This is a genomic window from Candidatus Skiveiella danica (genome assembly GCF_022705245.1).
In the GTDB taxonomy this organism is placed as follows: Bacteria; Pseudomonadota; Gammaproteobacteria; order Burkholderiales; family Burkholderiaceae_C; genus Skiveiella; species Skiveiella danica.
This window is the reverse complement of sequence record NZ_JAKJEW010000014.1, coordinates 1-24,861: the sequence shown is the minus strand read 5'-3', so window position 1 is coordinate 24,861 and position 24,861 is coordinate 1. Positions and strand designations below refer to the sequence as shown.

The window sequence follows — 24,861 nt, the reverse complement described above, 5'->3', positions numbered from 1 at the left end:
ACGTTCAGTCGCCTCCGCCGCCGCATCCACCGCCATCACCGCCGCCGTCGCCACCCGCATCACCGCCGTCGCTGCCGTGCGAACTTCCGCACCCGGTGCTTCCGCAACCCAGCGCATTGCCGCACCAGGCGCTGCTGCCCGGTCGGCTGCAGTCGGGCTCATAGCGAAAGCCGCCGGGAATGGCCAATGTCGTGTCCAGCTCGAACATCAGCGGCAAGGCGGCAGCCTGGCGCGGGTCCAGGCCCTCGTCGGCACAGGCCAGCCGCCAGGCGCGGCGCAGCGGCTCGGCGCCGCGGGCCTGCGCGCGCATCGCCGCGGCGGGCGTGTGGTGCAGCACCCGACCGAAGGCGTGGCGGCAGAAGAACTGGTAGCGCGCGGTGTCGAGGATCAAGGCGTGCCAGAGTTCATCGATCACCTTGGAGGGCATGGCCACCATGCGCCCGCGCGCCGCAAGGCTGACCCGGAAGAACTGGCGCAGCCCGCGCTCGACATCGTTCAGGGCGCCAGGGTGCAGGTTCGGCCACGTCTGCAGCACCTGGGCGCGCAGGTGCGGTGCAAAACGATAGGCCTCGATGAAGGCGCGGCGCCGGCGCATGCGGGCGGCCCGCCAGGCCGGGATCGCGGCGAGGGCCACCAGGGGCAGCGCCAGAAGCCAGGGCGTGAGGGTCATGTGGGGGATCTCCTTTCATGATCTTGTTGTTGTGCAGACCATTGGAACGGCGGTTTGTGACAATCGCATGACACTGTCAAACGGGAGCAACGCGTTTCCGCGGCTCGCGGCGATTCGCCAGCGGCTGACAGGCACTGCAAAATGTATAGCGTGCTATGACCATTTCACGCTGGGATAGGCCCAATAACCCCACTCATCAATCGCTGGTACCATCTTTCCATGTTAATGAAGAGACCCGACGCCATGAGCCCAGCCGAAATTGACGAAGGCACGCCGGTTTCCGTGAAGATCCGCGAGCGCATCAAGGCCGCCCGCAAGCGCTTCAACGCCAACGACAACATCGCGGATTTCATCGAGCCCGGCGAGCTCGAGAAGATGCTCGATGAGGTCACGGTCAAGATGCAGGGCGTGCTCGACAGCCTGGTGATCGACACCGACAACGACCACAACACCTCGGATACCGCACGCCGGGTGGCCAAGATGTATGTCAACGAGGTGTTCAGGGGTCGCTACGTGCACCCTCCCGGCATCACGGAGTTTCCCAATGCCGAGCACCTGAACGAACTGATGATCGTCGGTCCCATCACAGTGCGCAGCGCCTGCAGCCACCACTTCTGCCCGGTCATCGGCAAGGTCTGGATCGGCGTGATGCCCAACGAGCGCACCAATGTGATCGGCCTGTCCAAGTACGCGCGCATTGCCGAATGGATCATGAACCGGCCCCAGATTCAGGAAGAGGCCGTGATCCAGCTCGCCGACCTGATCCAGGAAAAGACGCAGCCCGACGGTCTGGCCATCGTCATGGAGGCCAGCCACTTCTGCATGGCCTGGCGCGGCGTCAAGGACATGGACAGCAAGATGATCAACTCCGTGATGCGAGGGGCCTTCCTGAAAGACCCCAACCTGCGTCGCGAATTTCTCTCCCTCATTCCCCGCTAGGACGCCCCATGCTTGTACGCCTGCTCTACGCCAGCCGCGCCGTCGACCCCAGCCCCGACGTGATCGAGGACATCCTGGCCCAGTCGCGCCAGTTCAACCCGTCCTGCGGCATCACCGGCATCCTCTGCTATGGCGGCGGCATCTTCCTGCAGGCGCTCGAAGGCGGGCGCATGGCGGTGAGCGACCTCTACGGCCACATCCAGAAGGATCCGCGCCACAAGGACGTGGTGCTGCTGCACTACGAGGAAATCTCCGAACGTCGCTTTGGCGGCTGGACGATGGGGCAGGTCAACGTCGCACGGATCAACACCAGCATCCTGCTGAAGTACGCCGAGCGCGCCGAGCTCGATCCCTACAGCGTGTCGGGGTCCGTGTCGCTGGCGCTGCTCGAAGAGCTGCTGGCCACGGCCTCCATCATCGGCCGGGCCTGACGGAGCCGGGCGCGCGATGAGTCGCCGCGGCGCTTCCAGGGCGAACAGCACCGCGCTGGCCAGCGCGGGGGGTGTCCGGTGAGCCATGTGCCGGCGCAGGCAGGACAGGGCGGTTTCACCACCCGCATGCAGCGCACCGTGGAGTGGGGCGACTGCGACCCGGCGGGCATCATCTTCTATCCGACCTATTACCGCTGGATGGACGCGGCGAGCTGGCACCTGTTTGCCGAGGCCGGCTACAGCGCCGCGCGCATGCGGGCCGAACACCTGAGCCTGCCGCTGGTGCACACCGAATGCAGCTTCGTGCGTTCCCCCACCTTTGGCGAGCGCTGCATCGTCGAGTCCTGCGTGGAGCGGCTGGGCGGAAAATCATTCACCGTTCGGCATCGTTTTCTGGATGGCGACGGCGTGCTCGAACTGGCCAGCGGCCGTGAGACCCGCGTCTGGTGCCGGTACGAAGCCGGCCCTGGCACACCGCTGCGGGGCGAAGCGCTGCCCGAAGCCTTGCGGGTGCGGCTGGCCGGCTGAGTATGGCCCCCACGCTCGCCACTGCGTGTGCTTCGCTGCCCCCCGAGGGGGCCGCAGCCAGCTTGGGGCGGCCCGGCGCTGGCTGATCCGGGAACTGTTTTGCCTGCCTCCGCCCTGGCGCTCGTCATCCTGGCGGGCCTGATTCACGCGAGCTGGAACATCGCGGCCAAGAAGGCCGGCGGGGATGCCCGCTTCGCGGCCTTCACCGGCATCGTGATGACGGTGTTCTGGGCGCCGCTGGGCCTGTGGCTGGGCTGGCAGCAGGTGCCGCTCTGGGGCCTGGTGCCCTGGGCCTTCATCCTGGCCAGCGCGGTGCTGCACCTGGTGTATTACCTCGTACTGCTGCGCGGCTACCGCAAAGCCGATCTCACCGTGGTCTACCCGCTGGCGCGCGGCTCTGGCCCGTTGCTGTCGTCCCTGGTGGCGATCGGGCTGCTGGGCGAGCGCCTCACGCTGCTGGGAGCGGCGGGCATCGGCGGCGTGGTGGGGGGCGTGTTTCTGATTGCCGGTGGGCCGGGGCTGCTGCGCGCCACGCACGACCCGGCGCAGCGCCAGCGCGTGCTGCGCGGCCTGCGCTACGGGCTGCTGACCGGCGTGTTCATCGCCGCCTACACGGTGGTGGACGGCTACGCGGTCAAGGTGGTGCTGATGTCGCCCATCCTGCTGGACTATGTCGGCGGGGTGGTGCGCACCGCGTTCCTGCTGCCGTCCGTGCTGCGGGACCGCCCGACGGCCTGGGACCTGTGGCGCCGGCAGTGGAAATACGCCGTGCTCGTGGGCATCGTCAGCCCGGTGTCCTATGTGCTGGTGCTGTATGCCATGCAGGTCGCGCCGCTGTCGCACGTGGCGCCGGCGCGCGAGGTGTCGATGCTGTTTGCCGCGTTGATCGGCGGGCACCTGCTCGGCGAAGGCGACCGGGCGCTGCGCCTGGCCGGCGCGGTGCTGATTGCGGCTGGCGTCATGGCGCTCGCGCTGGGCTGATGGCGGCGATCACATGAGCCGACGCGCCGCATCCGGGACACATCGCGCCGCCGCGCGCCGCAAGGAGCTTGCACCGTGAGCGCGGCACGTTTGCTTCTGGGCTGCGACTTCAGCAGCAGCCCCTCGCGGCGCAAGCCGGTGGTGGTGGCGCTCGGGGAGTCCCTTTTTCCTGATTCTCAAGGAAATATCGGCCATAGCCCAGCGTCGAATGGACGTATTACGCTATTGAAAATGGAGCGATTCGAAACCCTGGGGGCCTTCGCCGCCTGGTTGAAAGAGCCGCGTCCACCCTGGGTGGGCGGCTTCGACCTGCCGTTCGGCTTGCCGCGAGAGCTGGTCGAGACGCTGGGCTGGCCCACCGAGTGGCTCGCCTGCGTGCGCCACTACGGCGGCCTGAGCCGCGCCGAGATCCGTGCGGCGTTTGCCGCGTTCTGCGATGCGCGGCCGCCCGGTGGCAAGTTCGCGCACCGCGCCACCGACGGCCCGGCCGGCTCCAGCCCCAGCATGAAGTGGGTCAACCCGCCGGTGGCTTTCATGTTGCACGCGGGCGTGCCGCTGTTGCTCGATGCCGGTGCGCACCTGCCGGGCCTGCATCCTGGCGACACCGATCGCGTGGCCCTGGAAGCCTACCCCGGCCTGCTGGCGCGCCAGGCGCTGGCCCACGCGCCAACCCCTTCGCGCAGCTACAAGGCTGACGACCGGGCCCGGCAGACACCCGAGCGCCTGATCGCCCGGCGCAGCATCCTGGCCGCACTGGAGTCGGGTGAGGTGCCGCTGCTGCGGTCGGCCGGCCTGCGCCTGCGACTGACGCACGCGCAGCGCGATGCGCTGGCCGACGATGCCACCGGTGACAGCCTGGACGCGGTCCTGTGCCTGATGCAGGCGGCCTGGGCGCTGTGGCAACAGGCGGTTGCGCCCCGCGCCGACGCCGGACCCGGATGGGGCTTGCCCGCTTTTGATCCCCTGGAAGGCTGGATCGTCGGGGCGTGACAGGGGTGGCGGCGCCGCGCCTGCCGATACCATACCGGACCGCAGCGCAAGGGCCCCCGTCTCAGACCCTTTGCGCCGCCGCAGCCGCCCCAGCCGCGGCGGCCATGCCCTGGGGCTGCCCGATGCGGCTCAGGGCGGCGGTGTCGAGCAGCTCGATGGCGCCGTAGCGGCGCTTGAGCCAGCCCTGCGCCTCGAATTCGCGCAGCACCTCGCTGATGGTCTGGCGCGTGAGCGAGAGCATGGCGCCGAGCTGTTCCTGGTTGACGGCGATCGTCAAGTGGGTGATGCCGGGTGCCAGCATGCCGTGGCCGGTGGCCATCGCCAGCAGTCGGCGCGCCACGCGGGCCGGCGCGGCCAGCACGGCCATGTCCTCCAGGCTCTCGAACAGGGCGCGCACCTTCTCGGCCAGCAACTGGCCCAGATGGTGCCACCATTGCGGCTCGGCGGCCAGCAGGCGCAGCAGGGCCGGACGCGGCACCAGCAGCAGGCGGCTGGCCACGCGCGCATGGGCATCGTGGGTGCGCGGACCGTCATCGAACAGGGCGATTTCACCGAACCACTGCGGCGGCTCCAGCAGGCCCAGAGTGGCCTCGCGCGCGTCGGCACTCACGGCGCCGATCAGCAGAGAGCCTTCCACAAGGCAATACAGGCCCGAGTTGGCATCGCCTCGAAGGAACAAGGCCGCGCCGGCGGGCACTTTCTGCACGACGGCATGCTCCAGCAGCTGTTCCTGTCGCTCGGGCGGCAGGGTTGAAAACCAGCGACCCTGACCGATCAGCGGCCGATACGCAGTGAGGGCGTCCGGTGCGTTCATGCCGCAGGGTTCGCGAGGCGCCTGGCCCCGCCTGATCGTCGGGTGCCCGACAGACGGAGCCGTCCACAGCGGCCATCATGCGGGGCGACACCCGGCTGTCGGGCGCCGGGCATGGGCGCGGTTCGGGCTGAAACGACGGAATGCGCAGACATGGCGTGGTGGCGGTGCGGCTTCCTGGCGGCAAGGCCATTGCGGCGCCTGATGCAGGTGGGCGCATGATACAAGGAGACCAACATGGCAGGCACGGTTCAATCGGATGTTCTCATCATCGGCGGCGGCTTGGCCGGGCTGGTGACCGCGCTGGAATGCCTGCGCGCCGGGCAGCGCGTGACCCTGGTGGATCGCGACACGCCCGAGCGGCTGGGCGGCCTGGCCCTGTGGGCCTTCGGCGGCATGGCGCTGGTGGACACGCCGCTGCAGCGGCGCATGAAACTCAAGGACTCCCCCGAGATTGCTCTGCGCGACTGGATTCGTTTCGGCGAACTCGGCGAGCAGGATGTGTTGCCCCGCCAGTGGGCGCGCTACTACGTCGAACACTCCCGCGCCGAGGTCTACGACTGGCTGATCGCCTGCGGCCTGAAGTTCATGCCCGCCGTGAACTGGGTTGAGCGCGGCCTGCTGGGCAATGGCAACAGCTTGCCGCGCTATCACATCGTCTGGGGCACCTCGCGCCACATGACCTTGCGCATGATCGAGCTGGCGCGCGAGGCCGGTTCGGGCGGGCGCCTCACGTTGCTCAGCCGGCACCGTGTGACGGCGCTGGAGAGCGAAAGCGGCGCCGTGAGCGGCGCGCTTGCGATCGATGAAGCCGACGGTGCCGAAGTGCGCTTGGCCGCCCCGGTGGTGGTGCTCGCGATGGGCGGCATCAACGGCAGCCACGAAGAAACCCGCGCCAACTGGCCCCAGCACCGTCCCCTGCCTGCCACCATGCTCAACGGCGCCCACCCGTTTGCCGACGGCCGGCTGCATCACCTGGTGGCCGGCCTGGGCGGGCGCATCACCCACGCCGGCGAGATGTGGAACTATGCCGCCGGCTTTCCGCATCCCTTCCCGCATTTCGAGGGCCATGGCCTGTCCACCATCCCCTGCAAGTCGGCGCTGTGGCTCAACCACCGGGGCGAGCGCATCGGGCCCGAGCCGCTGGTCACCGGCTTTGACACCCACGAGCTGTGCCAGCGAGTGGCCGCCCAGGAGAAGCCCTGGACCTGGCACCTGTTGAACTGGCGCATCGCGGCGAAGGAGTTCGCCATTTCCGGGGCCGAGCACAACCAGCGCGTGCGCGACCGGCAGTTCCCGATGTTCCTGAAGGAAACCCTGCTCGGCAACCACCGGCTGGTGAAGCAGATGGCCGCCGAGAGCCCGCATTTCCTGGTGGATGACACGCTGGCCGGCCTGGCCGCAAAGATGAACGCGCTGGCCGGCACCGACGATGTCCGCGCCGAGGTGCTTCAGGCCACGGCCGATGCCTTCGACGCCAATTTCTCCGGTGGCCAACGAACGGTCAACGATGACCAGATCCGCCGCATCGAGCACGCCCGCCACTGGGGCCCGGACAAGTTGCGTACCTGCAAGCCGGCCCCGCTGCAACAACCCGGTGCCGGGCCCTTCATCGCGATCCAGATGCAGCTGATCACCCGCAAGAGCCTGGGGGGCTTGCAGACCGACCTGCACAGCCGCGTGCTCGATGCCCGTGGCCAGCCGTTGCCAGGCCTGTACTGCGTGGGCGAGGCCGCCGGATTCGGCGGGGGCGGCGCCAGCGGCAAGCGCTCGCTGGAGGGCACCTTCCTGCCCGGCTGTATCCTCACGGCGCGGGCGGCGGCGCGATCGATCGCCGGCGGAGGCTGACGGCCGGTCGGCTGTTCCTCCCCTCACCACCAGGAGATCCCATGCAAGGCGACATTCTTTCCAGCGTGCTGCTGCCGGGGATTCTGGCGTTCATCATGTTCTCGCTCGGTCTGGGGCTGACGCCGGCGGATTTCCGCCGCATCCTGGCGCAGCCGCGCGCCTTGCTGGTGGGGGTGTTGTGTCACTTCTTGCTGTTGCCGCTGGTGTGTTTTCTCATGCTCAAGGCGTTCGGGGTGACCGGCGTGTTCGCCGTCGGATTCATGATCCTGGCGGCCTGCCCCACCGGAACCACCTCCAACCTGCTGACCTACCTGGCCCGCGGCGACGTGGCGCTGGCGTTGAGCTTCACCGCGATCGCCAGCGTGATCACGATCTTCACCCTGCCGTTGCTGGTGACCTGGTCTCTGGGCCATTTCCTGGGGGAGGCACGGGCGGTAAACGTGCCAGTGGGCCTGATGATGGGCCAGGTGGCCGTGGTGCTGGCGATTCCGGCCAGCCTGGGCATGTTCGTGCGCCATCGGTGGCCGCAGCCGTCGCTGGCTTTCGAGCCTCGCGCCACGCGGATCGCGACCGGCCTGTTCCTGTTCATCGTCGTGGCGGCGGTGGTAAAGAACTGGGCGCTGCTGCGCGACAACTTCGCGACCCTGGCGCCGTTCGCGGTGATCCTGAACGTGACCATGCTGTGCATCGGCTTCGCGGTGGCCCTGGCCGTGCGGCTGTCGCGCAGCCAGTCGGTCACGCTGGGCATTGAAACCGCGGTGCAGAATGCCGCGCTGGCGCTGGTGATCGCCAGTTCAGTGCTCAAGGTGGACGCGATGGCCATTCCCGGGGCGCTCTACGGCGTGCTGATGTACGCCGGCGGGCTTCTGTTTGCCCTGACCATGCGCCGCCATATCCAACCCGATCAGGCCTGAGTTGCCTGAATCACACCCTGACGAGGAGCCCTCCATGCCCAACGGCGCCCAAGCCCTGATGAAAACGCTGGTCGATGCCGGCATCGATGTCTGCTTCACCAACCCCGGCACCAGCGAGATGCACTTTGTGGCCGCGCTGGACAGCGAGCCGAAGATGCGTGCCGTGCTGGCCCTGTTCGAAGGCGTGGCCACCGGTGCAGCCGATGGCTATGCCCGCATGGCCGACAAGCCCGCCGCCACGCTCTTGCACCTGGGCTGCGGCCTGGGCAACGGCCTGGCCAACCTGCACAACGCGCGCAAGGGCAAGGTGCCGGTGGTGAACATCGTGGGCGACCACGCCACGTACCACACCCGGTTCGACGCCCAGCTGCAGTCCGATATCGAAACCGTCGCCCGTAACGTGTCGCCGGGTTTTGTGCGCACCTCCCAATCCACGGCCGCGCTCAGCCGGGATGCGGCCGACGCCATCGTTGCGGCGCGCGGCCTGCCGGGGCAGGTGGCCACGCTGATCCTGCCGGCCGATGTGTCCTGGGGCGAGGGCGGCGTGCCGGCCGTGGTGCCACCCATGCCGCAGCCGCCGGTGGCAGACGACGCCACGGTGCAGGCGGTGGCCCAGGCCGTGCGCTCGGGCGGCAAGGTGGCGCTGCTGCTGGGGGGACGGGCGCTGCGTGAACCCAGCCTGCTCGCGGCGGCGCAGATTGCCGCGCACAGCGGCGTGAAGCTGCTGGCCGAAACCTTTCCCACCCGCCTGGAGCGCGGCGCGGGCCTGCCGGTGGTGGAGCGCATTGCCTACCTGGCCGAGCTCGCGGGCGTGCAGCTCAAGGACGTTGACCACCTCGTCCTGGTCGATGCCAAGGCCCCCGTGTCCTTTTTTGCCTATCCCGACAAGAAGAGCTACCTGGTGCCCGACCGCTGCACCGTGCACGCCCTGTCCAGCCCCGAGCAGGACGCCGCGGGCAGCCTGCAGAAGCTGGCGCGCGCCCTGGGGGCCGACGCTGCGGTGCCTGCCTTGGCCCCGGCCAGCCGCCCGGGCCGCCCGCGTGGCCGCAAGCTGACCTCTGAAAAAGCCTGCAAGGCCATTGGCCACCTGCTGCCCGCCAACGCCATCGTGGTGGACGAAGCCATCACCTCCGGGCTCATGCTCTCCAAGTTCACGGCCGGCGCGCCGCGGCACGACCTCATCACCCTCACCGGCGGGGCCATCGGGCAGGGCCTGCCCAGCGCGGTGGGCGCAGCGATTGCCTGCCCGGACCGGCCGGTGCTGGCGCTGGCCGGTGACGGCTCGTCCATGTACACCGTGCAGGCGTTGTGGACGATGGCACGCGAGAAGCTCAACGTGACCACCGTCATCTTCAACAACGCCGCCTATGCGGTGCTCAACATCGAACTCGAGCGCGTGGGGGCCGAAGAGTCGGCGGTGGGTGCCAAGGCGCGTTCGCAGCTCGACCTGGCGGGGCCGGTGATCCACTTTGCCGACCTGGGGCGTAGCATGGGCGTGCCGTCGGTGCGCGCGCACACCACCGAGGAATTCGTGCAGGCGCTCGAGCACGCCCTGACGACGCCGGGGCCACACCTCATTGAAGCCATGGTGCCGCCCTCGCTGTCGGGCCTGAAGCTCAAGATGCTGCCCAAGATCCTGGGTTCGCTGGACGGCCTGCCCCAGCCGGTGGCGCGTTTTCTCAAGCGCAAGATCGCGCCCTGAAGCTGGCTGGCGCGGCGGCAGCGCGTTGCTGGACGGGTGGCCCGCCGCACGGTAACCTGCGGGCGATGACCGATCAAACGCCCACGCTTGCCGACCTTGCCGAGGTCCTTGCACAGACCGCGTTCCTGAAACCCTACGGCTTCACGGTCGAGGCCTGCGCGCCGGGCAGCTGCACGCTGCGCGTGCCGTTTGATCCGGCGCTGGAGCGCCCCGGCGGTATCGTCAGCGGCATGACCCTGATGGGGGCCGCAGACGTGGCGATGTGGCTCGCGATCATGACCCGCCGCGGCACCCGCGAACACTGGGTCACCTCCGACATGAAGACGGCGTTTCTGCGCAGCGCGCGCCAGGAGGATGTGCTGTGCACTGCCAGCGTGCTGAAGCTGGGCCACCGCAGCGCCTACGGCACCGCCGAGTGCCGGGGTGCGACTTCCGGCCTGCTGGCGCACCATGTGCTGACCTACGCCAAGGTCGATCCCGGTCGCACCGGGTGACCGCCCACTCTCGAACAGGAGCAGACTGATGATCATCGTGACGGGCAGCGTGGTGTTGAAGGAAGAGAACCTGGAGCAGGCGCTGGCGCTGAGCCTGGAGCATGTGCGGCGCTCGCGTGCCGAGGCCGGCTGCCTGGCCCATGCGGTGCACCAGGATGTGGAAAACCCGCTGCGGCTGGTCTTTGTGGAGGAATGGGCGGACCAGGCCGCGCTGGCAGCACATTTTGCGGTGCCTGCCTCGCGTGCTTTTGCCAGGGCGCTCGGGGCTCTGGCCGTCGAACCGCCACAGCTTCAGGTCTTCGAGGCGCGGCGCACGATCGGCTGAGCCCCATCGTCATCGATCTCATGCCCGATCTGCGCGCCAATCTCCGTTTCGTGGCCAAGGTGGTACTGGCCACACTGCTGCTGGGTGTCCTGGCCGGCGTGGCGGGCTCACAGATCGTGCCCGGATGGTCGCTGGTGCGGGTGCTGCTGAGCAGCGCATTGGGCGCGGCGTTGCTGGTGGCCGCACTGGTCATTGCCGCGATCGCCTGGCTGGCGTTGGGGCAGTTCATCCTGCGCAAAGGCGGCACGGATGTGCAGTGGTTGTGGTTCCCTGGCGATCCGCCGGGTCTGGAGGACTTGCGCCGCCAGGCGCGCGACCGGAAAAAAATCCCGCGGGACCCACCGCATTGAGCGGGAAATTGACGGCGCGTTGCCTGGAGCGGGACGGCAGGTCGTTCCTGGTGGAAAAATGGACAAAAATAGCCTTATTCCATCGTCTTATGGTGATTTGTTGCTATCAATATAGGATTTAAGGGTCTTGCCGGCTGCGCGGTGGACCCCGCGTCAGATGGTTGCGGCGGCCATGTCGGCGGGTTCTCCGTGCTGGCAAGCCAGCGCGGCCAGCGCCTCGGTGTCGGTGCGGTAGGACTTCAGCATCGGGTCTCCCGGCAGCTCGCCCGCATGGCGCAGCACGGTTTCCACGGGCAGCTTGATGCCGCTGATGTGCAGGGTGATGCCCCGGGCCGTCAGCTGCCGGCGGATCTGGCCGAAGGTTTCCACCCCGGTGGCGTCGATGCGGTTGATCGGCTGTGCGAACAGGCAGACCTGCTTCAGGTCGGGATTAGCGGACAGGTGGTCGAGAACGACCCGCTCGAACTCATTGGCGGCGGCGAAATCCAGGTCGGCGTCCATGCGCAAGGCGTACAGACCCGGCGCCAGAGGCGGCAAATTCCAGAGGTTCCGGTCCCGAAGGCTGCCATCCGGATGCAGGCCCACTTCAATGATGCGCGGGTGCAGGCGATGGTGCAGGAAATGCGTTAGGCCCATCAGCACGCCGGCCAGCACGCCCCAGTAGAGCCGCGGGGCTGTCGCCAGCGTGATGAGAAAGGTGACACCGGCGATGGTGGCCTCCACACGCGAGACGCGCCAGAGGTGGGCAAACCGCCGCGGCTTCAGCAAGCCCACCACCGCGACGAGGACAATGGCCGCCAGCACGGCCTGGGGCACGTAGCGCAGTGCCGGGGTGAACAGCAGCAGCGCGATTACAACCACTGCGACGGACACCACCGTGGCCCAGCCGGTCCTGGCGCCCGCATAGATGTTGAGGGCCGAGCGCGAAAACGATGAACTGGTGGGGAAGGCGCCGCTCAGGCCCGAGGCGATCTTGGCCAGCCCCTGGCCAATGAGGTCCTGGTTCTGGTTCCAGATCTGGCCTTCGCCCTGGTTTTCCACTTTGGCGCTGGAGGCGGTTTCCAGAAAGCTCACCAGGGTGATGACCAGCGTGGGCAGCAGCAACTGTCCCAGAGTGTGCCAGTCCGGCAGGCCCGGCAGGTACCGCGAGGGCAGACCCGCGGCCAGTGCGCGCACGACCTTGCCGCCCGAGGCTTCGAAGCCGGCCCAGGCGCTGATGGCGGTCATTCCCGCTACGATGAACAACACCGAGGGAAAGGCGGGCCGCCAGCGGCGCGCCAGCACCAGCAACGCGAGGCTGATCAGTCCAAAGGCCTTCGAAGCGGCGTGCCGGTGGGGCGCGGCAAGCCACTGTTGCCAGCCGGTCTCGACACCCAGCACGGCTGGCAGTTGCGATGCAATGATCAACAGCGCTGCCGCCTGCGTGAACCCCATCAGCACCGGGGAACGGACGAGGTTGAGCAGCCAGCCAAAACGCACGAAGCCGAGTACGACCTGCAACGTGCCCGTTAGCAGGGCCAGCCAGACGGCCAGCTCGACCCAGTGGGCGCTGCCGGGCTCGGCCAGGCCATGCAGTGAGGTGCCGACCAGCAGCTAGGTCAGCGCGGTGGGTCCGACCGACAGCCGCGTGGAGGCGCTGAACAGCACCGCCACCAGCGTCGGCAGCAGGGAGGCATAGATGCCGGTGGCTAGTGGCATCCCGGCCAGCGCGGCATAAGCCACGCCTTGGGGAATGATCATCAGCCCGACGGTCAGGCCCGCGGGCATTTCACCGCGCAGCAGCGTGGCGTCGGGACGGGGCCAGGACAGGAAAGGGAAAAGGCGCTGCAGCTTTGGCATGAGTGCCGATGGTACGCGCCGGCGCGCATGCCGCTGGCGCGGCAGGAGGGTGGTTCAGCGCTGCGGCATGTCCTTGACGGAATAGCCCAGGCTGACGGTCGCATCCGCGGGGATCGGCGGCATCGTGGCCTCCCATGCCTCCCAGGCCGCGCGCATCGCCGCCAGCCGCGCCGGCTCGCGGCCTGCTTGGTTGGCGCGTTCGCGCTCGTCGGCGGGGATGTTGAACAGGTAGTCGTGGCCGTCCACGCGCAGGTATTTCCAGTCGCCGTCGCGCAGCGCACGCTGGCCGCGGTGGTTCATGCGCCAGTGCAGGGGACGGCGGAAGCTGCTGGTGGGGTCTTTCAGAACGGGAAGCAGTGAGATGCCATCGAGCGGATACGCCGCATCGGCAAGCACGCCGGCCGCATCGAGCATCGTGGCCGACCAGTCCATGGTCAAACATTGCTGGGCGCTCACGCCGCCCGGCGCGATGGCGGCGGGCCAGTGCGCGATCCAGGGCACGCGGATGCCCCCTTCGGTCAGGTCCATCTTGCCGCCCACCAGCGGCCAGTTGTCGGAGAAGCGCTCGCCCCCGTTGTCGCTGGTGAAGACGACCAGGGTGTTGTCGGTCAGGCCATGGCGCTGTAGGGCCGCCATCACCTGCCCGATGCCTTCGTCCATATGGTGGACCATGCGGCGGTAGGTGTGGATGTTGCCGCCGTGCAGGTGGAAGAGGTTGTTTTTCACCTCCTGCGCGAGGGCTTCGTCGTCGCGCGTTTCCCAGGGCCAATGGGGGGCGGTGTAGTGCAGGCTGAGGAAGAAGGGCGTGCCGGCTTTGGCGCCGTCGGCCATGCGGTCGATGTAGTCCTCCGAGCGCGCGGTGATCAGGTCGGTCAGGTACCCCTCGTCGGCGCGTTCCTCCTCGCCGAACCACAGGTCGTGCTGGCCGCGCGAGTCGCAGTGGGTGAAGTAGTCCACGCCGCCGGCCATGGGCCCGAAGAACTCCTCGTAGCCCGAGCGCAGCGGCCCGAAGGACGGCGGGTAGCCCAGGTGCCACTTGCCGATCAGCGCGGTGCGGTAGCCGCTGGCGCGCAGCAGCGAGGGCAGGGTGGGGTGCTCGGGCGGCAGTCCCAGTGTGGTGCTGCCGCGGCTCTTGCTGTTGATCGGTTCTTCGGCGGCGCCGCGCAGGCGGTACTGGTAGCGCCCGGTCATCAGTGCAAAGCGCGTGGGCGAGCAGACAGGCGAGTTCGCATAACCCTGGGTGAACCTGAGGCCCTTTGATGCCAGGCCGTCGAGCACGGGAGAAACGGGGCCGAATTCGGCGTCGCGCCCGCCATAGCAGCCCAAGTCGGCAAAGCCGAGGTCGTCGGCGACGATGAAGATGATGTTGGGGCGCGTGGCCATCGCCGGATCAGGGCTGGTAGCCCGATTTTTGCACCACCGGCGCCCACTGGGCGCGGTACGCCTTCAGCATGGCCACGGTCTGGACCTGGGTGCTGACCACGGGCGTCATCTTGGCGTCGGCGAACTTGCGCTGGGTGTCCGGGTCCTGCATCACGTCGCGGATGGCTGTGGCCAGGCGCTCCACCTTGTCTTTCGGCATGCTGGCCGGGGCGAAGAAGGTGTTCCAGCCGGTGGCCACGAGGTTCAGGCCGGCTTCCTTGAACGTCGGCACCGCCGGGCTCCACGGTGAGCGTTTGGCGCCCGAGGTGGCCAGGATGCGCAGCTTGCCGGACTCGGCCTGCGGCAGCAGCGTGTCCAGCGTGTCGAAGGCCACCGGCACCTGGCCGCCGATGAGGTCGGTCAGCAGCGGGCCCGAGCCCCGGTAGCCAATCACCTGCGCCTGCACGCCGGCTTTCTCGGCCGTCATCAACGCAAAGAAGTGCGGCAGGCTGCCGGTGGCGGGCACGCCGAAGTTGGCCTTTTCGGGGTTGCTGCGCAGCCAGGCCACGAGGTGGGAGAGTTCGCGCACCGGCACGGCCGTGGCCACAGCCAGGCCGAACTCGTAGTCGTTGACTTGGGACACCGGGGTGAAATCGCGTTCGGCGTCATAGCCGTTGTCCTTGAACACCAGCGGCGCCACCACCATGACGGCCGGGTTGGCCAGCATCAGCACGCTCTGGCCAGTCGGTGTGGCCTTGACCTGCTGCGCGGCGAGCCGCCCGCCGGCGCCGGTCTTGTTTTCCACAACGACCGGGATGCCGAGCTTGGCCTGCAGCTTGTCGCCCACGATGCGGGCCACGCGGTCGCTGGAGCCGCCCGGGGCGTAACCGACGACGATGCGCAGCGGCCCCTCGATCGGCTGGGCGTGCAGGGCCAGGGGGGCGGCAGTGGCGAGAGCCGCCAGGGCGGTGCCAATAAGGATCAAGCGGCGTTTCATCGGTGGCTCCTGAAGTGCTGAGGCAGTTGTGCGGTGGAATGTATTGCAGCCACAATCGATTGACCTAATCAATCATCCTCGGGACTTACCCTCATGCCCGCGCCGCTGCTGACGCACCCTCGCACGATCGACGACCTGTTTCTGTATCGCATCTCGCGCTTGCTGGTCACCGGCGGCGCGCAGGTCATCCGCCTGTGCGAGGGCACGTTCGGCATCACCCGGCGCGAATGGCGCATCCTGGCCCTGCTGGCGCAAGGTGACGGCTTGCTGTCGTCGGAGCTGGCGGGGCGGGCGCAGCTCGATCGGGCTCGTACCTCGCGCGCGGTCACTGCCCTGGCGGCCAAGCAGCTGGTGTCGCGCAACCCGCGCCCGGGCGACCGGCGCTCGGTGATGCTGAGCCTGACACCGGCGGGCCGGGCGTTGTTCGACGCGCTGTTTCCCCAGGTTGCTGCGATCAATCGCTCGCTGTTGGGCGCGCTGGACGATGCCGAACTGAAGCGACTCGACACCGCGCTGGCCACGCTGCAGGCTCGGGCCGACACGCTGGTTCAGGCGCAGGCACGCTTGGGCGGCGCGCGCGGGGATCGCCGCGGTGGCGGCAGGGTTCGCCGTCGATGAAACCGCATTGTCGTGACCATCGTTGCGGACGGTGCTCAGTTGCGGGCGTCATCCTGGTAGCTACGTTATTGATAGCTACCAGCGCCCATTCGAGGTTGGGGTATGCCGGAAAAGTCTCGCATGTCTCGGATGGGGACACCCTGTGGGTGGCGCCCGACGCCGGCGGCCCGGCGCGCAAGCTGCGGCTCGACGGCATCGATGCTCCGGAGATCTGCCAGCCCCACGGCGAGGCGTCCCGCCAGGCGCTCGCGCGGCTGGCCCTGAACCGGCGCGTGGAGGTGCGCGTGCGCCGCCAGGACGACTACGGGCGCGAACTCGCGCACGTGAAGGTGGACAGGCAGGATCTGGGTGCGCTCATGGTGCGCGAAGGGCAAGCCTGGTCGTACCGCTGGCGCAATCACCCTGGTCCCTATGCGGCCGAGGAGGCGGCCGCACGGCAGGCCCACCGCGGCTTGTTTGCGGCCGGGCGGCCCGAGTTGCCACGCGACTTTCGCCAGCGGCACGGGCCGTGTCCCGCACCTGGGCGCTGATTCAGCGCCCGGTGGGGGTTGCGCCGCAGACGGTGCAACTGCTCTGGCGGGCAATGCGCACCTCGGTGAACTCCATGCCGCGCCCGTCCAGCATCAGCAGCCGCCCGGCCAGCGAGGTGCCGATGCCGCACAGCAGCTTGATCGCCTCGGCCGCCTGCAGGGTGCCGATGATGCCCACCAGCGGCGCGAACACCCCCATGGTGGCGCAGCGTGTCTCTTCGAAGGCGGCCGCCTCCGGGAAGACGCAGGCGTAGCAGGGCGAGGCGCCCGAGCGCGGGTCGTAGACCGAAATCTGGCCGTCGAAGCGGATGGCCGCGCCCGAAACCAGCGGCTTGCGGTGCTTCACGCAGGCGCGGTTGATGGCGTGACGGGTGGCAAAGTTGTCGGTGCAGTCCAGGACGACATCGGCTTGCGGAACCAGGTCGTCGAGCAGGCCATCATCGGCGCGGTGAAGCACCGGCGTGACGCGCACATCGGGGTTGATCTCGGCGATGGCGTCACGCGCCGAGTGGGCCTTGGGTTCTCCCACGCGCGCCATCGTGTGCGCGATCTGGCGCTGCAGGTTGGTGGCATCGACATGGTCGTGGTCGACGATCGTCAGGTGGCCCACGCCAGCGCTGCCCAGGTACAGGGCCACCGGTGAACCCAGTCCGCCCGCGCCGATGACCAGCGCGCGCGAGGCCAGCAGCCGCTCCTGCCCTTCCACGCCCAGTTCATTGAGCAGGATGTGACGGGAATAACGCAGCAGCTGTTCGTCTTGCATGGAGCTCCCGCAGGCCTGCCGGGACGGCAGGCGCTGTCCGGGATCAGTTTTCCTTGGGCGCTTCCTTGCGCTCGACCTGGGTCTTGCTCACGAGCACCGGCTGGCCCTTGAGGCGGTTCAGGGCTTGCGTCAGTGGGAAGTCCTTGTCGGTGCCGTATTCCGGTGGCTTGCGCTCGGCCAGAGGCTTCCTGGACTGCTCTTCCAGTTTCTTGAGCGCTTCTTCGCGGGCATTTTCACGGGCCTGCTCCTTCTTCGGATCCGCCTGCTCCTTGTCCACGCCGTTGCCCAGGTGCTTTTCCAGATCGGCCTCGCGGGTGCGCAGCGCCGCAAACGGATTGCCGTCGGGTGTTTCGTCCACCAGGACGTCGGGCACGATGCCCTTGGCCTGGATCGTCTTGCCGCTGGGCGTGTAGTAGCGCGCGGTGGTGATTTTCAGGCCGGTGTCGGGGCCGAGCGGACGCACGGTCTGCACCGAACCCTTGCCGAAGGTCTGGCTGCCCATGACGGTGCCGCGCTTGTGGTCCTGCAGGGCGCCGGCCACGATTTCGCTGGCGGACGCCGAGCCCTCGTTCACCAGCACCACCAGCGGCACGGTGCGCAACGCGGCACGGGTGCTCTCGGGCAGGCGCTTGAGCGGGTCGGCGCCGCGGCGGGCGTAGAACTCGGGCGAGGCCTTGTAGGTGAACTTGCTCTCGGCCAGCTGGCCGTTGGTGGAGACCACGGTGACGTTGTCCGGCAGGAAAGCGGCTGAGATGGCCACCGCCGCATCGAGCAGGCCGCCCGGGTCGTTGCGAAGGTCAAGGACCAGGCCCTTGAGCTTGGGGTCCTGCTTGTAGATCTCGTCGATCTTGCGCACGAAGTCGTCCACCGTGCGGTCCTGGAACTGCGACAGGCGGATCCAGGCGTAGCCCGGCTCGATCACCTTGGCCTTGACCGACTGGGTCTTGATCTCCTCGCGCGTGATCGTCACAGGGAAACTGCGGTTCTCGTCCTTGCGGTAGATCGTCAGCACCACCTTGGTGTTCGGTTCGCCGCGCATCTTCTTCACCGCCTCGTTCAGCGACAGCCCTTTGACGGCGGTGCTGTCGATGCGGGTGATCAGGTCGCCCGTCTTGAGGCCGGCACGGTCGGCTGGAGAGCCTTCAATGGGAGACACCACCTTGACCAGGCCGTCTTCCTGCGTGATCTCGATACCCACGCCGACGAACCGCCCGGTGGTTCCTTCGCGGAATTCCTTGTAGGATTTCTTGTCAAAGTACTGGGAGTGTGGATCCAGGCTGGCGACCATGCCGGAAATCGCCTCGGAGATCAGCTTCTTTTCGTCCACCGGCTCGACGTAGTCGCTCTTGATCATGCCAAAAACGGCCGCCAGCTGCTGCAGCTCTTCCAGCGGCAAAGGCGCCAGACCTGCGCGCGCGACGGTCTGCAGCGACACCGTGGTGAGCGCGCCCGCCAGGGCACCCACGGAAATCCAGCCGGCAATCTTCAGTTTTTGACCCATGTTTCAGCACCTTTGGGAAGAAATATACAGGCTTGGAGCCTTGACGGCCTCGCCGGTTCCGTGAAGTCCTTCATTCAGGACCTCCCACCCCTGTCGCCAGGCGCTTCAGGCCTTGCCCTGGCTGGCCACGGCCGCGGCCGCCTTGGCCGCCGCTTCGGCGTCGCCGAGGTAGTAGCTGCGGATGGGCTTGAGGTTGGCGTCAAGCTCATACACCAGAGGGATGCCGTTGGGGATGTTCAGGCCGACGATGTCGGCGTCGGCGATGCCGTCCAGGTACTTGACCATCGCCCGGATGGAGTTCCCGTGCGCGGCCACCAGAACCCGCTTGCCGGCCTTGATGGCAGGAGCCATGGATTCGTTCCAGAACGGCAGAACCCGGGCCACGGTGTCCTTCAGGCATTCGGTCAGCGGCACGTCGGTCGGGTTCAGGGCGGCATAGCGCCGGTCGCCGCGCTCGCAGCGAGGGTCTGTGGCCTCGAGGGCGGGCGGCGGCGTGTCGTAGCTGCGGCGCCAGACCAGCACCTGCGCGTCGCCATACTGCTTGGCCATGTCGGCCTTGTTCAGGCCCTGCAGCGCCCCATAGTGGCGCTCGTTCAGGCGCCAGTCCTTGACCACCGGCAGCCAGGTGCAGTCCATCTCGTCGAGCGTGTACCACAGCGTATGGATGGCGCGCTTGAGGACGCTGGTGTAGGCCAGGTCGAAGGCATAGCCCTCGGCCTTGAGCAGCTTGCCGGCCGACATGGCCTGTGAAACACCGGTGGAGGTGAGGTCCACGTCGGTCCAGCCGGTGAAGCGGTTTTCAAGGTTCCAGGTGGATTCGCCGTGGCGGATGAGGACGAGTTTGTACATGGTGGGCAGGGGCTCTATCAAAGGGTCAAGAACGGAAGCAACCCTCCATTCTAGAATCGAGGGTGGCCGCTGGCCGTTGACGAAAGGTGCGAAGTGAAGTTTTTGTTGGATAACTGGATGTTGATCGCGGTGGCGCTGATGTCCGCCGGCATGCTGGCCTGGCCGGTGATCACCGGCGGCGGTGGCCCGGGAACGGTGACGGCCGCTGGCGCCGTGCAGCTCATCAATCGGGAAAAGGCCGTGGTGGTGGATGTGTGCGAGGCCGGTGAATATGCCAGCGGCCATGTGGCCGGTGCCCGCCACGCGCCGCTGGGCGAGCTGGAGCAGAAGCTTCCGGGGCTGGTCAAGAACAAGGCCACGCCGGTGATCCTGGTGTGCGCCTCCGGCGCCCGCTCGGGGCGGGCCGTGTCGATTGCCCGCAAGCTGGGCTACGAGCAGGCCCTTTCGCTGTCGGGGGGCATGCGCTCCTGGCGTGACGCCAACTTGCCCGTGGAAAAGGCCTGAAACAGGGGATCCGTATGCAAGCCGTCAAGATGTACACCACCGCTGTCTGCCCCTATTGCATCCGCGCCAAGCAGATCCTGAAAGCCAAGGGCGTGGAGCAGATCGAGGAAATCCGCGTCGACGTCAAGCCCGACGAACGAATCAGGATGATGGAGATCACCGGGCAACGCACGGTGCCGCAGATTTTCATCGGCGCCACGCACGTGGGCGGGCATGATGACCTGGTGGCGTTGGACCGCCGGGGCGACCTGATGCCCCTGCTCAACGGCCATTGAGTCTGCCGCCATGCACCGCCATGGGGCCGGGGCGCACCTGAGATAATTGGCGTCGTTGAGGCACTTGCCCGCTGGCCTGCGGCCAGCGCGGGTGGTTTCCTGAGCCCATCCCCATTTCTTTTCATCAACCGAGAATTTCCATGGCCGACCAAGATCCCGTGTTCCAGATCCAGCGCGTTTACCTGAAAGAGGCTTCGCTGGAGCAGCCCAATTCCCCCGCCATCCTGCTGGAACAGGAACAGCCCAATGTGGACATCCAGCTCGGCGTGGAAGCCAGCCCGGTGGCCGAGGGCGTGTTCGAGGTCTGTGTGACCGCCACGGTGCAGACCAAGATCAAGGACCGCACGGTGTTTCTGGTCGAGTGCAAGCAGGCCGGCATCTTCGAGATCCGCAACCTGCCCGAAGAGCAGATGGGCCCGATCATGGGCATCGCCTGCCCGCAGATCGTCTACCCGTATCTGCGCGGCAACGTGGCCGACGTGATCACCCGCGCCGGTTTTCCGCCCGTGCACCTGGCCGAAATCAACTTCCAGGCCATGTACGAGCAGCAGCAGGCGCAGGCGGCTTCGGCGCCCGCTCCGGCCCAGTATTCCTGATTCATTTCGCCTGATTCCTAGCGTCGAATGGTTATTTGATGCTATGAAAATCATAGTATTCGGGGCCGGTGCGTGGGGTACTGCATTGGCTGTCAGTGCCGCGCGCCATCCCGATGGGCATGCGGTCGAGCTCTGGGCGCGGGATGCGGCTCAAGCCACGGCCATGCAGGGGCGGCGGGAAAACGCCCGCTACCTGCCGGGCATTGCGCTGCCACAGGCGCTGACCGTTCGGTGCGCGCCGGCCGTCGAGCTGGACGCATCCAGTGCCGACCTGGTCATCGTGGCAACGCCCATGGCCGGCCTGCGCGACACGCTCACCGCCCTGCAGGCCTGCACCGCGCCGGTGGCGTGGTTGTGCAAGGGTTTCGAGGCGCCCCAGACGGGGTCCGATCCGGCGACCGTCGGCATGCTCGGCCACGAAATCCGCGCTTCCGTGGCGCCGCGGCTGAAGGCCGGCGTGCTCAGTGGTCCGAGCTTTGCGCTGGAGGTGGCCAAGGGACAGCCGACGGCGCTCGTGGCCGCCAGTGAACATGCGCGGGTGCGCGAAGCGCTGGTGCAGGCGTTCCACAGTGCCACGCTGCGCGTCTACGCCAGCGACGATGTGCCTGGCGTGGAGGTGGGCGGCGCGGTGAAAAACGTGCTGGCCATTGCCACGGGGCTGTGTGACGGCCTGGCCCTGGGGCTGAACGCGCGCGCCGCCCTTGTCACCCGGGGGCTGGCCGAAATGACGCGGCTCGGCGTGGCTCTGGGTGCGCGGGCCGAAACCTTCATGGGCCTGTCCGGCCTGGGTGACCTGGTGCTGACCGCCACGGGCGACCTCAGCCGCAACCGCCGGGTGGGCCAGTTGCTGGCACAAGGCCTGAGCCTGCAGCAGGCCGTCGATTCGCTCGGACACGTTGCCGAGGGTGTCTACAGTGCGCGCACCGTGGTGCAGCGCGCAGCGGTGGCGGGCGTCGACATGCCGATCAGTGAGGCGGTGGTGGCACTGCTGGACGGGCGGCTTCGCCCGGTCGAGGCGGTGGCTGCGCTGATGGGGCGTGAGCCCAAGCTTGAAACCGTCTGAGACGGCGTGGATTCAGGTCGGCGTGTAGGCCAGGCGCACGTAGATCGGTGCAAAAGCCTCGGCCTGGGTGATCTCGATCAGGGTCTCCTTGGCCAGCTCCAGTAGCGCGATGAAGGTCACCACCAGCACCGGGACCCCCTTGGCCGGGTCGAACAAGGCTTCGAATTCGATGAAACGCCGGCCCTGCAGCTTGCGCAGGACCAGGCTCATGTGCTCGCGCACGCTGAGCTCTTCACGGCTGATCTTGTGGTGCTGCACCAGGCGGGCCCGCTTGAGCATGTCGCGCCAGGCCTCCTGCAGGTCGGCCAGCTGGACGTCGGGAAAGCGTGGACGCAGCGACTGCTCGATATGGACCTGGGCGCGGATGAAGTCGCGCCCGGCCTGCGGCAGCGCGTTGAGCTGTGCCGCAGCCAGCTTCATCTGCTCGTATTCCAGCAGGCGGCGCACCAGCTCGGCGCGTGGGTCTTCGGGTTCCTGGCCCTCGGCGATCTTGCGCGGCGGCAGCAGCATGCGCGACTTGATCTCGATCAGCATGGCTGCCATCAGCAGGTATTCGGCCGCCAGCTCCAGATTGCGGGTCCGGATCTCCTCCACGTAGCTCAGATACTGGCGTGTCACGCCGGCCATGGGGATGTCGAGGATGTTGAAGTTCTGCTTGCGGATCAGGTACAGCAGCAGATCCAGTGGCCCCTCGAAGGCCTCCAGGAACACCTCCAGCGCGTCGGGCGGAATGTAGAGGTCGGTCGGCAGCGAGAACAGGGGTTCTCCGTAGAGCCTCGCCACGGCCACATGGTCCACGACCTCGGGCATGTCAGGCACGGTGGCGCCGACGGGAAGCTGCGCGGCCACAGCGTCAATCGGGTCGATCATGAATTGCTATTGCTTCAATAGCAGCAAGTGACCACTTGACGCTGGGAAAGGCAGAAAAACCTTCAGATCAGCCGTTCGTCTGGTAGACGTAGGGCGCCTGCGGCACGCGGCCTTCGTTGAAATCGGCCTGGGCCTCGCGGTCCTGCTTGCGGTCCCACAGCAGGGCGCGACCGGCGATCTGCTGTTCCAGCAGATTCGGCTTCTGTGCCCGCAGTTCCGTCAGGAACTGGGTGTACTCGGACTTGTAGTCGGGGCGGCGAAAGATGCGGGTCAGGGACATAAACTGTGGCCTTTGTGGCGGACACCCCGAGCGGGGCGATGCGCCATTTTACCGGGGAACCCATGAGCGGCAGATGTGCGAAGGTCAAGAGCGGGTTGTGGGCGCTTCTGGCGCTGCTGGCACTGGCCGGCTGTGATGCCCAGCGCATCAGTGAACTCGAAGAGGGTGTGGCCACCGAGGCCGATGTGCGGGCGAGGTTCGGCGCGCCAGAGACCGTCTGGGACGAGCCTGGTGGTAGTCGTGTCCTGGAATACAACCGCCAGCCGGCTGGCCAGCGAAATTACATGATCACGGTGGGCCCCGACGGCCGCATGACCGCCCTGCGCCAGGTGCTCACGCCGGCCAACTTCGCCGGGATTCAGCCCGGCATGAACGGGTTGGAGGTGCGCAGGCGGCTCGGCCGGCCGGCGAAAACGACGCCGTACGAACTCAAGCGCGAAGTCCATGCCGACTGGCGTTACCTCGACGGACCCAACACGTCGATGGTGTTCACGGTGGTATTCGACCCGGATGACAAGGTACTGCGCACCCTGTCTGCGCCGGACCCCGAGGCGAACGAGAACCGGGGTGGGCGCTAGCCTTCAGTCGCGGTCGCTGCCCAGGGCGGCGGACAGACCGGCGGCCAGGTCAGGGCACTGATCGGCGGGCGGCACGGCATCGGTGAAGCCGCAACGGCGCGCCATGTCCAGCGGCTGGTGCATCAGGCCGCAGACGATCAGTCGTACTCCGCGCTTGCGGCAGGCCCGGTGCAAGCTCATCAGGCTGTCGGCGCCGGATGAATCCACGTAGATGACGTTCTTGAGGTCAACGATCAGCGCCTCTGCGGGCAGCTGGTCCTCCAGCGCCTCAACCAGCTTGACCGCGCCGAAGAAGAGCGCACCGTACAGGCGGTGGGCCTGGACCTTGCCCTCCTGGCCGGCCAGGGCCGGCTGATCGGCGGCGGTCACCGCCTCGCTGCGCGAAAGGCTGGAGATGCGGTAGATGAAGGTGACGCAGGCTGCGATCAGGCCGGCCTCGACGGCGACTGTCAGGTCGAACACGACCGTCAGGAAGAACACCGCCAGCAGGGTGATGCGGTAGGGCATGCGGTAATGGCGCAGGTGCACGAATTCGCGCCACTCGCCCATGTTCCAGGCCACGAACATCAGGATGGCGGCCAGGCAGGCCAGCGGAATGTGCGACGCCAGCGGGGCCGCAACCAGAATCACGACCAGCAGCGTGGCCGCATGCACCATGCCGGCGACCGGGCTGGTGGCGCCGCTCTTGATGTTGGTCACGGTGCGCGCGATGGTTCCGGTGGCGGGCATACCGCCGAAGAAGGGCGTGACGAAATTGGCGATGCCCTGGGCCATGAGTTCCTGGTTGGGGTTGTGCCGATCGTCGATCATGCCGTCCGCAACGCGGGCGCACAGCAGCGACTCGATGGCGCCCAGCAAGGCCAGCGTCACCGTGGGAATCAGCAGGAACTTGGCCGATTCCCAGCTGAAGGCCGGCCAGGCGAAGGACGGCAGGCCGGCCGGGATGCCGCGGCTGCCGATGGTGTCCACCTTGAGGTTCAGCAGCCACACGGCCAGCGTGGCCAGGACCAGGGCGACGATCGATCCCGGGATCGGCGTGAGCTTTCCCGTGAACTGGATGCCGCTGCCGATCTTGGGCATGAAGAACTGCCAGATGACGATGATGGCGAGTGAAGCCAGCGCGACGGCGAACGCGGCCGGATTGAAGGTATGCAGCGCCGAGCCCAGCGTGGACAGCATGCCGAAGAAATCGGCTGGCATGCTGGTCACCTGCAGGCCCAGAAAGTCCTTGACCTGCGACAGCGCGATCAGCA

Annotated in this window: 28 protein-coding genes and 1 pseudogene; 18 read left to right on the top strand and 11 right to left on the bottom strand. The window is 67.6% G+C overall.

Annotated features, from left to right (window positions below; genetic code table 11):
- Positions 1-4: 4 nt before the first annotated feature.
- Positions 5-670 (bottom strand): glycine-rich domain-containing protein, encoded by a 666-nt coding sequence (locus ACMUOY_RS09735; protein WP_413892520.1) that lies wholly within the window; start codon positions 668-670, stop codon positions 5-7.
- A 225-nt stretch (positions 671-895) separates the two neighbouring features.
- Here ACMUOY_RS09735 and folE point away from each other — a divergent pair, with 225 nt between their 5' ends.
- The 5 genes from folE (at position 896) to ACMUOY_RS09710 (ending at position 4,539) form a co-directional block, all read left to right on the top strand.
- Complete coding sequence (gene folE, locus ACMUOY_RS09730) at positions 896-1,609, top strand: GTP cyclohydrolase I (protein ID WP_413892594.1); 714 nt, start codon at positions 896-898, stop codon at positions 1,607-1,609.
- Positions 1,610-1,617: 8 nt separating this feature from the next.
- A complete protein-coding gene (locus tag ACMUOY_RS09725) occupies positions 1,618-2,040 on the top strand; it encodes a BLUF domain-containing protein (protein WP_413892519.1) in 423 nt (140 codons plus the stop codon).
- A gap of 78 nt (positions 2,041-2,118) precedes the next feature.
- Positions 2,119-2,568 (top strand): acyl-CoA thioesterase, encoded by a 450-nt coding sequence (locus tag ACMUOY_RS09720; protein WP_413892518.1) that lies wholly within the window; start codon positions 2,119-2,121, stop codon positions 2,566-2,568.
- Positions 2,569-2,667: 99 nt separating this feature from the next.
- Complete coding sequence (locus ACMUOY_RS09715; RefSeq protein WP_413892517.1) at positions 2,668-3,549, top strand: EamA family transporter; 882 nt, start codon at positions 2,668-2,670, stop codon at positions 3,547-3,549.
- A gap of 231 nt (positions 3,550-3,780) precedes the next feature.
- A complete protein-coding gene (locus ACMUOY_RS09710; RefSeq protein ID WP_413892516.1) occupies positions 3,781-4,539 on the top strand; it encodes a DUF429 domain-containing protein in 759 nt (252 codons plus the stop codon).
- 61 nt (positions 4,540-4,600) lie between these two features.
- Here the strand turns inward: ACMUOY_RS09710 and ACMUOY_RS09705 are convergent, their stop codons facing one another.
- A complete protein-coding gene (locus ACMUOY_RS09705; RefSeq protein WP_413892515.1) occupies positions 4,601-5,353 on the bottom strand; it encodes a Crp/Fnr family transcriptional regulator in 753 nt (250 codons plus the stop codon).
- Between the two features lie 234 nt (positions 5,354-5,587).
- Between ACMUOY_RS09705 and ACMUOY_RS09700 the strand changes: the two genes are divergently transcribed.
- The 6 genes from ACMUOY_RS09700 (at position 5,588) to ACMUOY_RS09675 (ending at position 10,983) form a co-directional block, all read left to right on the top strand.
- Positions 5,588-7,198, top strand: coding sequence for an FAD-dependent oxidoreductase (locus ACMUOY_RS09700; RefSeq protein WP_413892514.1), 1,611 nt, complete (start codon positions 5,588-5,590; stop codon positions 7,196-7,198).
- Between the two features lie 41 nt (positions 7,199-7,239).
- Positions 7,240-8,112 carry a bile acid:sodium symporter family protein gene (locus ACMUOY_RS09695; RefSeq protein WP_413892513.1) on the top strand — a complete coding sequence of 291 codons (873 nt, stop codon included), beginning with the start codon at positions 7,240-7,242 and terminating at the stop codon, positions 8,110-8,112.
- Between the two features lie 34 nt (positions 8,113-8,146).
- Positions 8,147-9,814, top strand: a complete 1,668-nt coding sequence (locus tag ACMUOY_RS09690; protein ID WP_413892512.1) for an acetolactate synthase large subunit — start codon at positions 8,147-8,149, stop codon at positions 9,812-9,814.
- 65 nt (positions 9,815-9,879) lie between these two features.
- On the top strand, positions 9,880-10,308 hold the full coding sequence (locus ACMUOY_RS09685) for a PaaI family thioesterase (RefSeq protein ID WP_413892511.1): 429 nt from the start codon (positions 9,880-9,882) through the stop codon (positions 10,306-10,308).
- 28 nt (positions 10,309-10,336) lie between these two features.
- A complete protein-coding gene (locus ACMUOY_RS09680; protein WP_413892510.1) occupies positions 10,337-10,633 on the top strand; it encodes a putative quinol monooxygenase in 297 nt (98 codons plus the stop codon).
- 20 nt (positions 10,634-10,653) lie between these two features.
- The gene (locus ACMUOY_RS09675) at positions 10,654-10,983 is read left to right on the top strand and encodes a hypothetical protein (protein WP_413892509.1); all 330 of its coding nucleotides are present in this window, start codon (positions 10,654-10,656) and stop codon (positions 10,981-10,983) included.
- 153 nt (positions 10,984-11,136) lie between these two features.
- Here the strand turns inward: ACMUOY_RS09675 and ACMUOY_RS09670 are convergent.
- The 3 genes and pseudogenes from ACMUOY_RS09670 to ACMUOY_RS09660 all read right to left on the bottom strand — a co-directional run bounded on the left by ACMUOY_RS09670 (position 11,137) and on the right by ACMUOY_RS09660 (position 15,181).
- Positions 11,137-12,822, bottom strand: a pseudogene (locus ACMUOY_RS09670) (SulP family inorganic anion transporter).
- A gap of 54 nt (positions 12,823-12,876) precedes the next feature.
- The gene (locus ACMUOY_RS09665; protein ID WP_413892508.1) at positions 12,877-14,205 is read right to left on the bottom strand and encodes a sulfatase; all 1,329 of its coding nucleotides are present in this window, start codon (positions 14,203-14,205) and stop codon (positions 12,877-12,879) included.
- Between the two features lie 7 nt (positions 14,206-14,212).
- Positions 14,213-15,181, bottom strand: coding sequence for a Bug family tripartite tricarboxylate transporter substrate binding protein (locus tag ACMUOY_RS09660; RefSeq protein ID WP_413892507.1), 969 nt, complete (start codon positions 15,179-15,181; stop codon positions 14,213-14,215).
- Positions 15,182-15,274: 93 nt separating this feature from the next.
- Between ACMUOY_RS09660 and ACMUOY_RS09655 the strand changes: the two genes are divergently transcribed.
- On the top strand, positions 15,275-15,799 hold the full coding sequence (locus ACMUOY_RS09655; protein ID WP_413892506.1) for a MarR family winged helix-turn-helix transcriptional regulator: 525 nt from the start codon (positions 15,275-15,277) through the stop codon (positions 15,797-15,799).
- The gene (locus ACMUOY_RS09650; protein ID WP_413892505.1) at positions 15,796-16,329 is read left to right on the top strand and encodes a thermonuclease family protein; all 534 of its coding nucleotides are present in this window, start codon (positions 15,796-15,798) and stop codon (positions 16,327-16,329) included. The genes ACMUOY_RS09655 and ACMUOY_RS09650 overlap by 4 nt, the downstream gene beginning before the upstream one ends.
- Position 16,330: 1 nt before the next feature.
- Here the strand turns inward: ACMUOY_RS09650 and ACMUOY_RS09645 are convergent, their stop codons facing one another.
- The 3 genes from ACMUOY_RS09645 to gpmA all read right to left on the bottom strand — a co-directional run bounded on the left by ACMUOY_RS09645 (position 16,331) and on the right by gpmA (position 19,442).
- Positions 16,331-17,092: a HesA/MoeB/ThiF family protein gene (locus tag ACMUOY_RS09645; protein ID WP_413892504.1), complete on the bottom strand. Its 762-nt coding sequence runs from the start codon at positions 17,090-17,092 to the stop codon at positions 16,331-16,333.
- 43 nt (positions 17,093-17,135) lie between these two features.
- Entirely contained in the window at positions 17,136-18,593 is a 1,458-nt protein-coding gene (locus ACMUOY_RS09640; RefSeq protein WP_413892503.1) for a S41 family peptidase, read from the bottom strand.
- A 105-nt stretch (positions 18,594-18,698) separates the two neighbouring features.
- Positions 18,699-19,442, bottom strand: coding sequence for a 2,3-diphosphoglycerate-dependent phosphoglycerate mutase (gene gpmA / locus ACMUOY_RS09635; protein WP_413892502.1), 744 nt, complete (start codon positions 19,440-19,442; stop codon positions 18,699-18,701).
- A 93-nt stretch (positions 19,443-19,535) separates the two neighbouring features.
- Here gpmA and ACMUOY_RS09630 point away from each other — a divergent pair, with 93 nt between their 5' ends.
- The 4 genes from ACMUOY_RS09630 to ACMUOY_RS09615 all read left to right on the top strand — a co-directional run bounded on the left by ACMUOY_RS09630 (position 19,536) and on the right by ACMUOY_RS09615 (position 21,880).
- The gene (locus tag ACMUOY_RS09630) at positions 19,536-19,946 is read left to right on the top strand and encodes a rhodanese-like domain-containing protein (RefSeq protein WP_413892501.1); all 411 of its coding nucleotides are present in this window, start codon (positions 19,536-19,538) and stop codon (positions 19,944-19,946) included.
- A 14-nt stretch (positions 19,947-19,960) separates the two neighbouring features.
- A complete protein-coding gene (gene grxC / locus ACMUOY_RS09625; protein ID WP_413892500.1) occupies positions 19,961-20,221 on the top strand; it encodes a glutaredoxin in 261 nt (86 codons plus the stop codon).
- A 140-nt stretch (positions 20,222-20,361) separates the two neighbouring features.
- On the top strand, positions 20,362-20,817 hold the full coding sequence (gene secB / locus ACMUOY_RS09620) for a protein-export chaperone SecB (protein ID WP_413892499.1): 456 nt from the start codon (positions 20,362-20,364) through the stop codon (positions 20,815-20,817).
- Between the two features lie 43 nt (positions 20,818-20,860).
- Entirely contained in the window at positions 20,861-21,880 is a 1,020-nt protein-coding gene (locus tag ACMUOY_RS09615) for an NAD(P)H-dependent glycerol-3-phosphate dehydrogenase (protein WP_413892498.1), read from the top strand.
- 12 nt (positions 21,881-21,892) lie between these two features.
- On the opposite strand, the gene ACMUOY_RS09610 is transcribed toward ACMUOY_RS09615, so the two are convergent.
- Both ACMUOY_RS09610 and ACMUOY_RS09605 read right to left on the bottom strand, forming a co-directional pair.
- Complete coding sequence (locus tag ACMUOY_RS09610) at positions 21,893-22,750, bottom strand: segregation and condensation protein A (protein WP_413892497.1); 858 nt, start codon at positions 22,748-22,750, stop codon at positions 21,893-21,895.
- Positions 22,751-22,817: 67 nt separating this feature from the next.
- Positions 22,818-23,030 (bottom strand): DUF3460 family protein, encoded by a 213-nt coding sequence (locus ACMUOY_RS09605; RefSeq protein ID WP_413892496.1) that lies wholly within the window; start codon positions 23,028-23,030, stop codon positions 22,818-22,820.
- 62 nt (positions 23,031-23,092) lie between these two features.
- Here ACMUOY_RS09605 and ACMUOY_RS09600 point away from each other — a divergent pair, with 62 nt between their 5' ends.
- Positions 23,093-23,608, top strand: coding sequence for an outer membrane protein assembly factor BamE (locus ACMUOY_RS09600; RefSeq protein ID WP_413892495.1), 516 nt, complete (start codon positions 23,093-23,095; stop codon positions 23,606-23,608).
- A gap of 3 nt (positions 23,609-23,611) precedes the next feature.
- Here ACMUOY_RS09600 and ACMUOY_RS09595 read toward each other — a convergent pair.
- A partial coding sequence (locus tag ACMUOY_RS09595) for a SulP family inorganic anion transporter (protein ID WP_413892494.1) occupies positions 23,612-24,861 on the bottom strand: 1,250 nt, incomplete at its 5' end.

What these genes read in the sequence shown, in the direction of transcription:
- ACMUOY_RS09605 (WP_413892496.1), bottom strand. Translation starts at nt 23,030, where the DNA reads ATGTCCCTGACCCGCATCTTTCGCCGCCCCGACTACAAGTCCGAGTAC.
- ACMUOY_RS09600 (WP_413892495.1), top strand. Translation starts at nt 23,093, where the DNA reads ATGAGCGGCAGATGTGCGAAGGTCAAGAGCGGGTTGTGGGCGCTTCTG.
- ACMUOY_RS09710 (WP_413892516.1), top strand. Translation starts at nt 3,781, where the DNA reads ATGGAGCGATTCGAAACCCTGGGGGCCTTCGCCGCCTGGTTGAAAGAG.
- grxC (WP_413892500.1), top strand. Translation starts at nt 19,961, where the DNA reads ATGCAAGCCGTCAAGATGTACACCACCGCTGTCTGCCCCTATTGCATC.
- ACMUOY_RS09665 (WP_413892508.1), bottom strand. Translation starts at nt 14,205, where the DNA reads ATGGCCACGCGCCCCAACATCATCTTCATCGTCGCCGACGACCTCGGC.
- ACMUOY_RS09645 (WP_413892504.1), bottom strand. Translation starts at nt 17,092, where the DNA reads ATGCAAGACGAACAGCTGCTGCGTTATTCCCGTCACATCCTGCTCAAT.
- gpmA (WP_413892502.1), bottom strand. Translation starts at nt 19,442, where the DNA reads ATGTACAAACTCGTCCTCATCCGCCACGGCGAATCCACCTGGAACCTT.
- ACMUOY_RS09675 (WP_413892509.1), top strand. Translation starts at nt 10,654, where the DNA reads ATGCCCGATCTGCGCGCCAATCTCCGTTTCGTGGCCAAGGTGGTACTG.
- folE (WP_413892594.1), top strand. Translation starts at nt 896, where the DNA reads ATGAAGAGACCCGACGCCATGAGCCCAGCCGAAATTGACGAAGGCACG.
- ACMUOY_RS09655 (WP_413892506.1), top strand. Translation starts at nt 15,275, where the DNA reads ATGCCCGCGCCGCTGCTGACGCACCCTCGCACGATCGACGACCTGTTT.
- ACMUOY_RS09640 (WP_413892503.1), bottom strand. Translation starts at nt 18,593, where the DNA reads ATGGGTCAAAAACTGAAGATTGCCGGCTGGATTTCCGTGGGTGCCCTG.
- ACMUOY_RS09705 (WP_413892515.1), bottom strand. Translation starts at nt 5,353, where the DNA reads ATGAACGCACCGGACGCCCTCACTGCGTATCGGCCGCTGATCGGTCAG.
- secB (WP_413892499.1), top strand. Translation starts at nt 20,362, where the DNA reads ATGGCCGACCAAGATCCCGTGTTCCAGATCCAGCGCGTTTACCTGAAA.
- ACMUOY_RS09680 (WP_413892510.1), top strand. Translation starts at nt 10,337, where the DNA reads ATGATCATCGTGACGGGCAGCGTGGTGTTGAAGGAAGAGAACCTGGAG.
- ACMUOY_RS09735 (WP_413892520.1), bottom strand. Translation starts at nt 670, where the DNA reads ATGACCCTCACGCCCTGGCTTCTGGCGCTGCCCCTGGTGGCCCTCGCC.
- ACMUOY_RS09700 (WP_413892514.1), top strand. Translation starts at nt 5,588, where the DNA reads ATGGCAGGCACGGTTCAATCGGATGTTCTCATCATCGGCGGCGGCTTG.
- ACMUOY_RS09690 (WP_413892512.1), top strand. Translation starts at nt 8,147, where the DNA reads ATGCCCAACGGCGCCCAAGCCCTGATGAAAACGCTGGTCGATGCCGGC.
- ACMUOY_RS09685 (WP_413892511.1), top strand. Translation starts at nt 9,880, where the DNA reads ATGACCGATCAAACGCCCACGCTTGCCGACCTTGCCGAGGTCCTTGCA.
- ACMUOY_RS09650 (WP_413892505.1), top strand. Translation starts at nt 15,796, where the DNA reads ATGAAACCGCATTGTCGTGACCATCGTTGCGGACGGTGCTCAGTTGCG.
- ACMUOY_RS09695 (WP_413892513.1), top strand. Translation starts at nt 7,240, where the DNA reads ATGCAAGGCGACATTCTTTCCAGCGTGCTGCTGCCGGGGATTCTGGCG.
- ACMUOY_RS09660 (WP_413892507.1), bottom strand. Translation starts at nt 15,181, where the DNA reads ATGAAACGCCGCTTGATCCTTATTGGCACCGCCCTGGCGGCTCTCGCC.
- ACMUOY_RS09615 (WP_413892498.1), top strand. Translation starts at nt 20,861, where the DNA reads ATGAAAATCATAGTATTCGGGGCCGGTGCGTGGGGTACTGCATTGGCT.
- ACMUOY_RS09610 (WP_413892497.1), bottom strand. Translation starts at nt 22,750, where the DNA reads ATGATCGACCCGATTGACGCTGTGGCCGCGCAGCTTCCCGTCGGCGCC.
- ACMUOY_RS09725 (WP_413892519.1), top strand. Translation starts at nt 1,618, where the DNA reads ATGCTTGTACGCCTGCTCTACGCCAGCCGCGCCGTCGACCCCAGCCCC.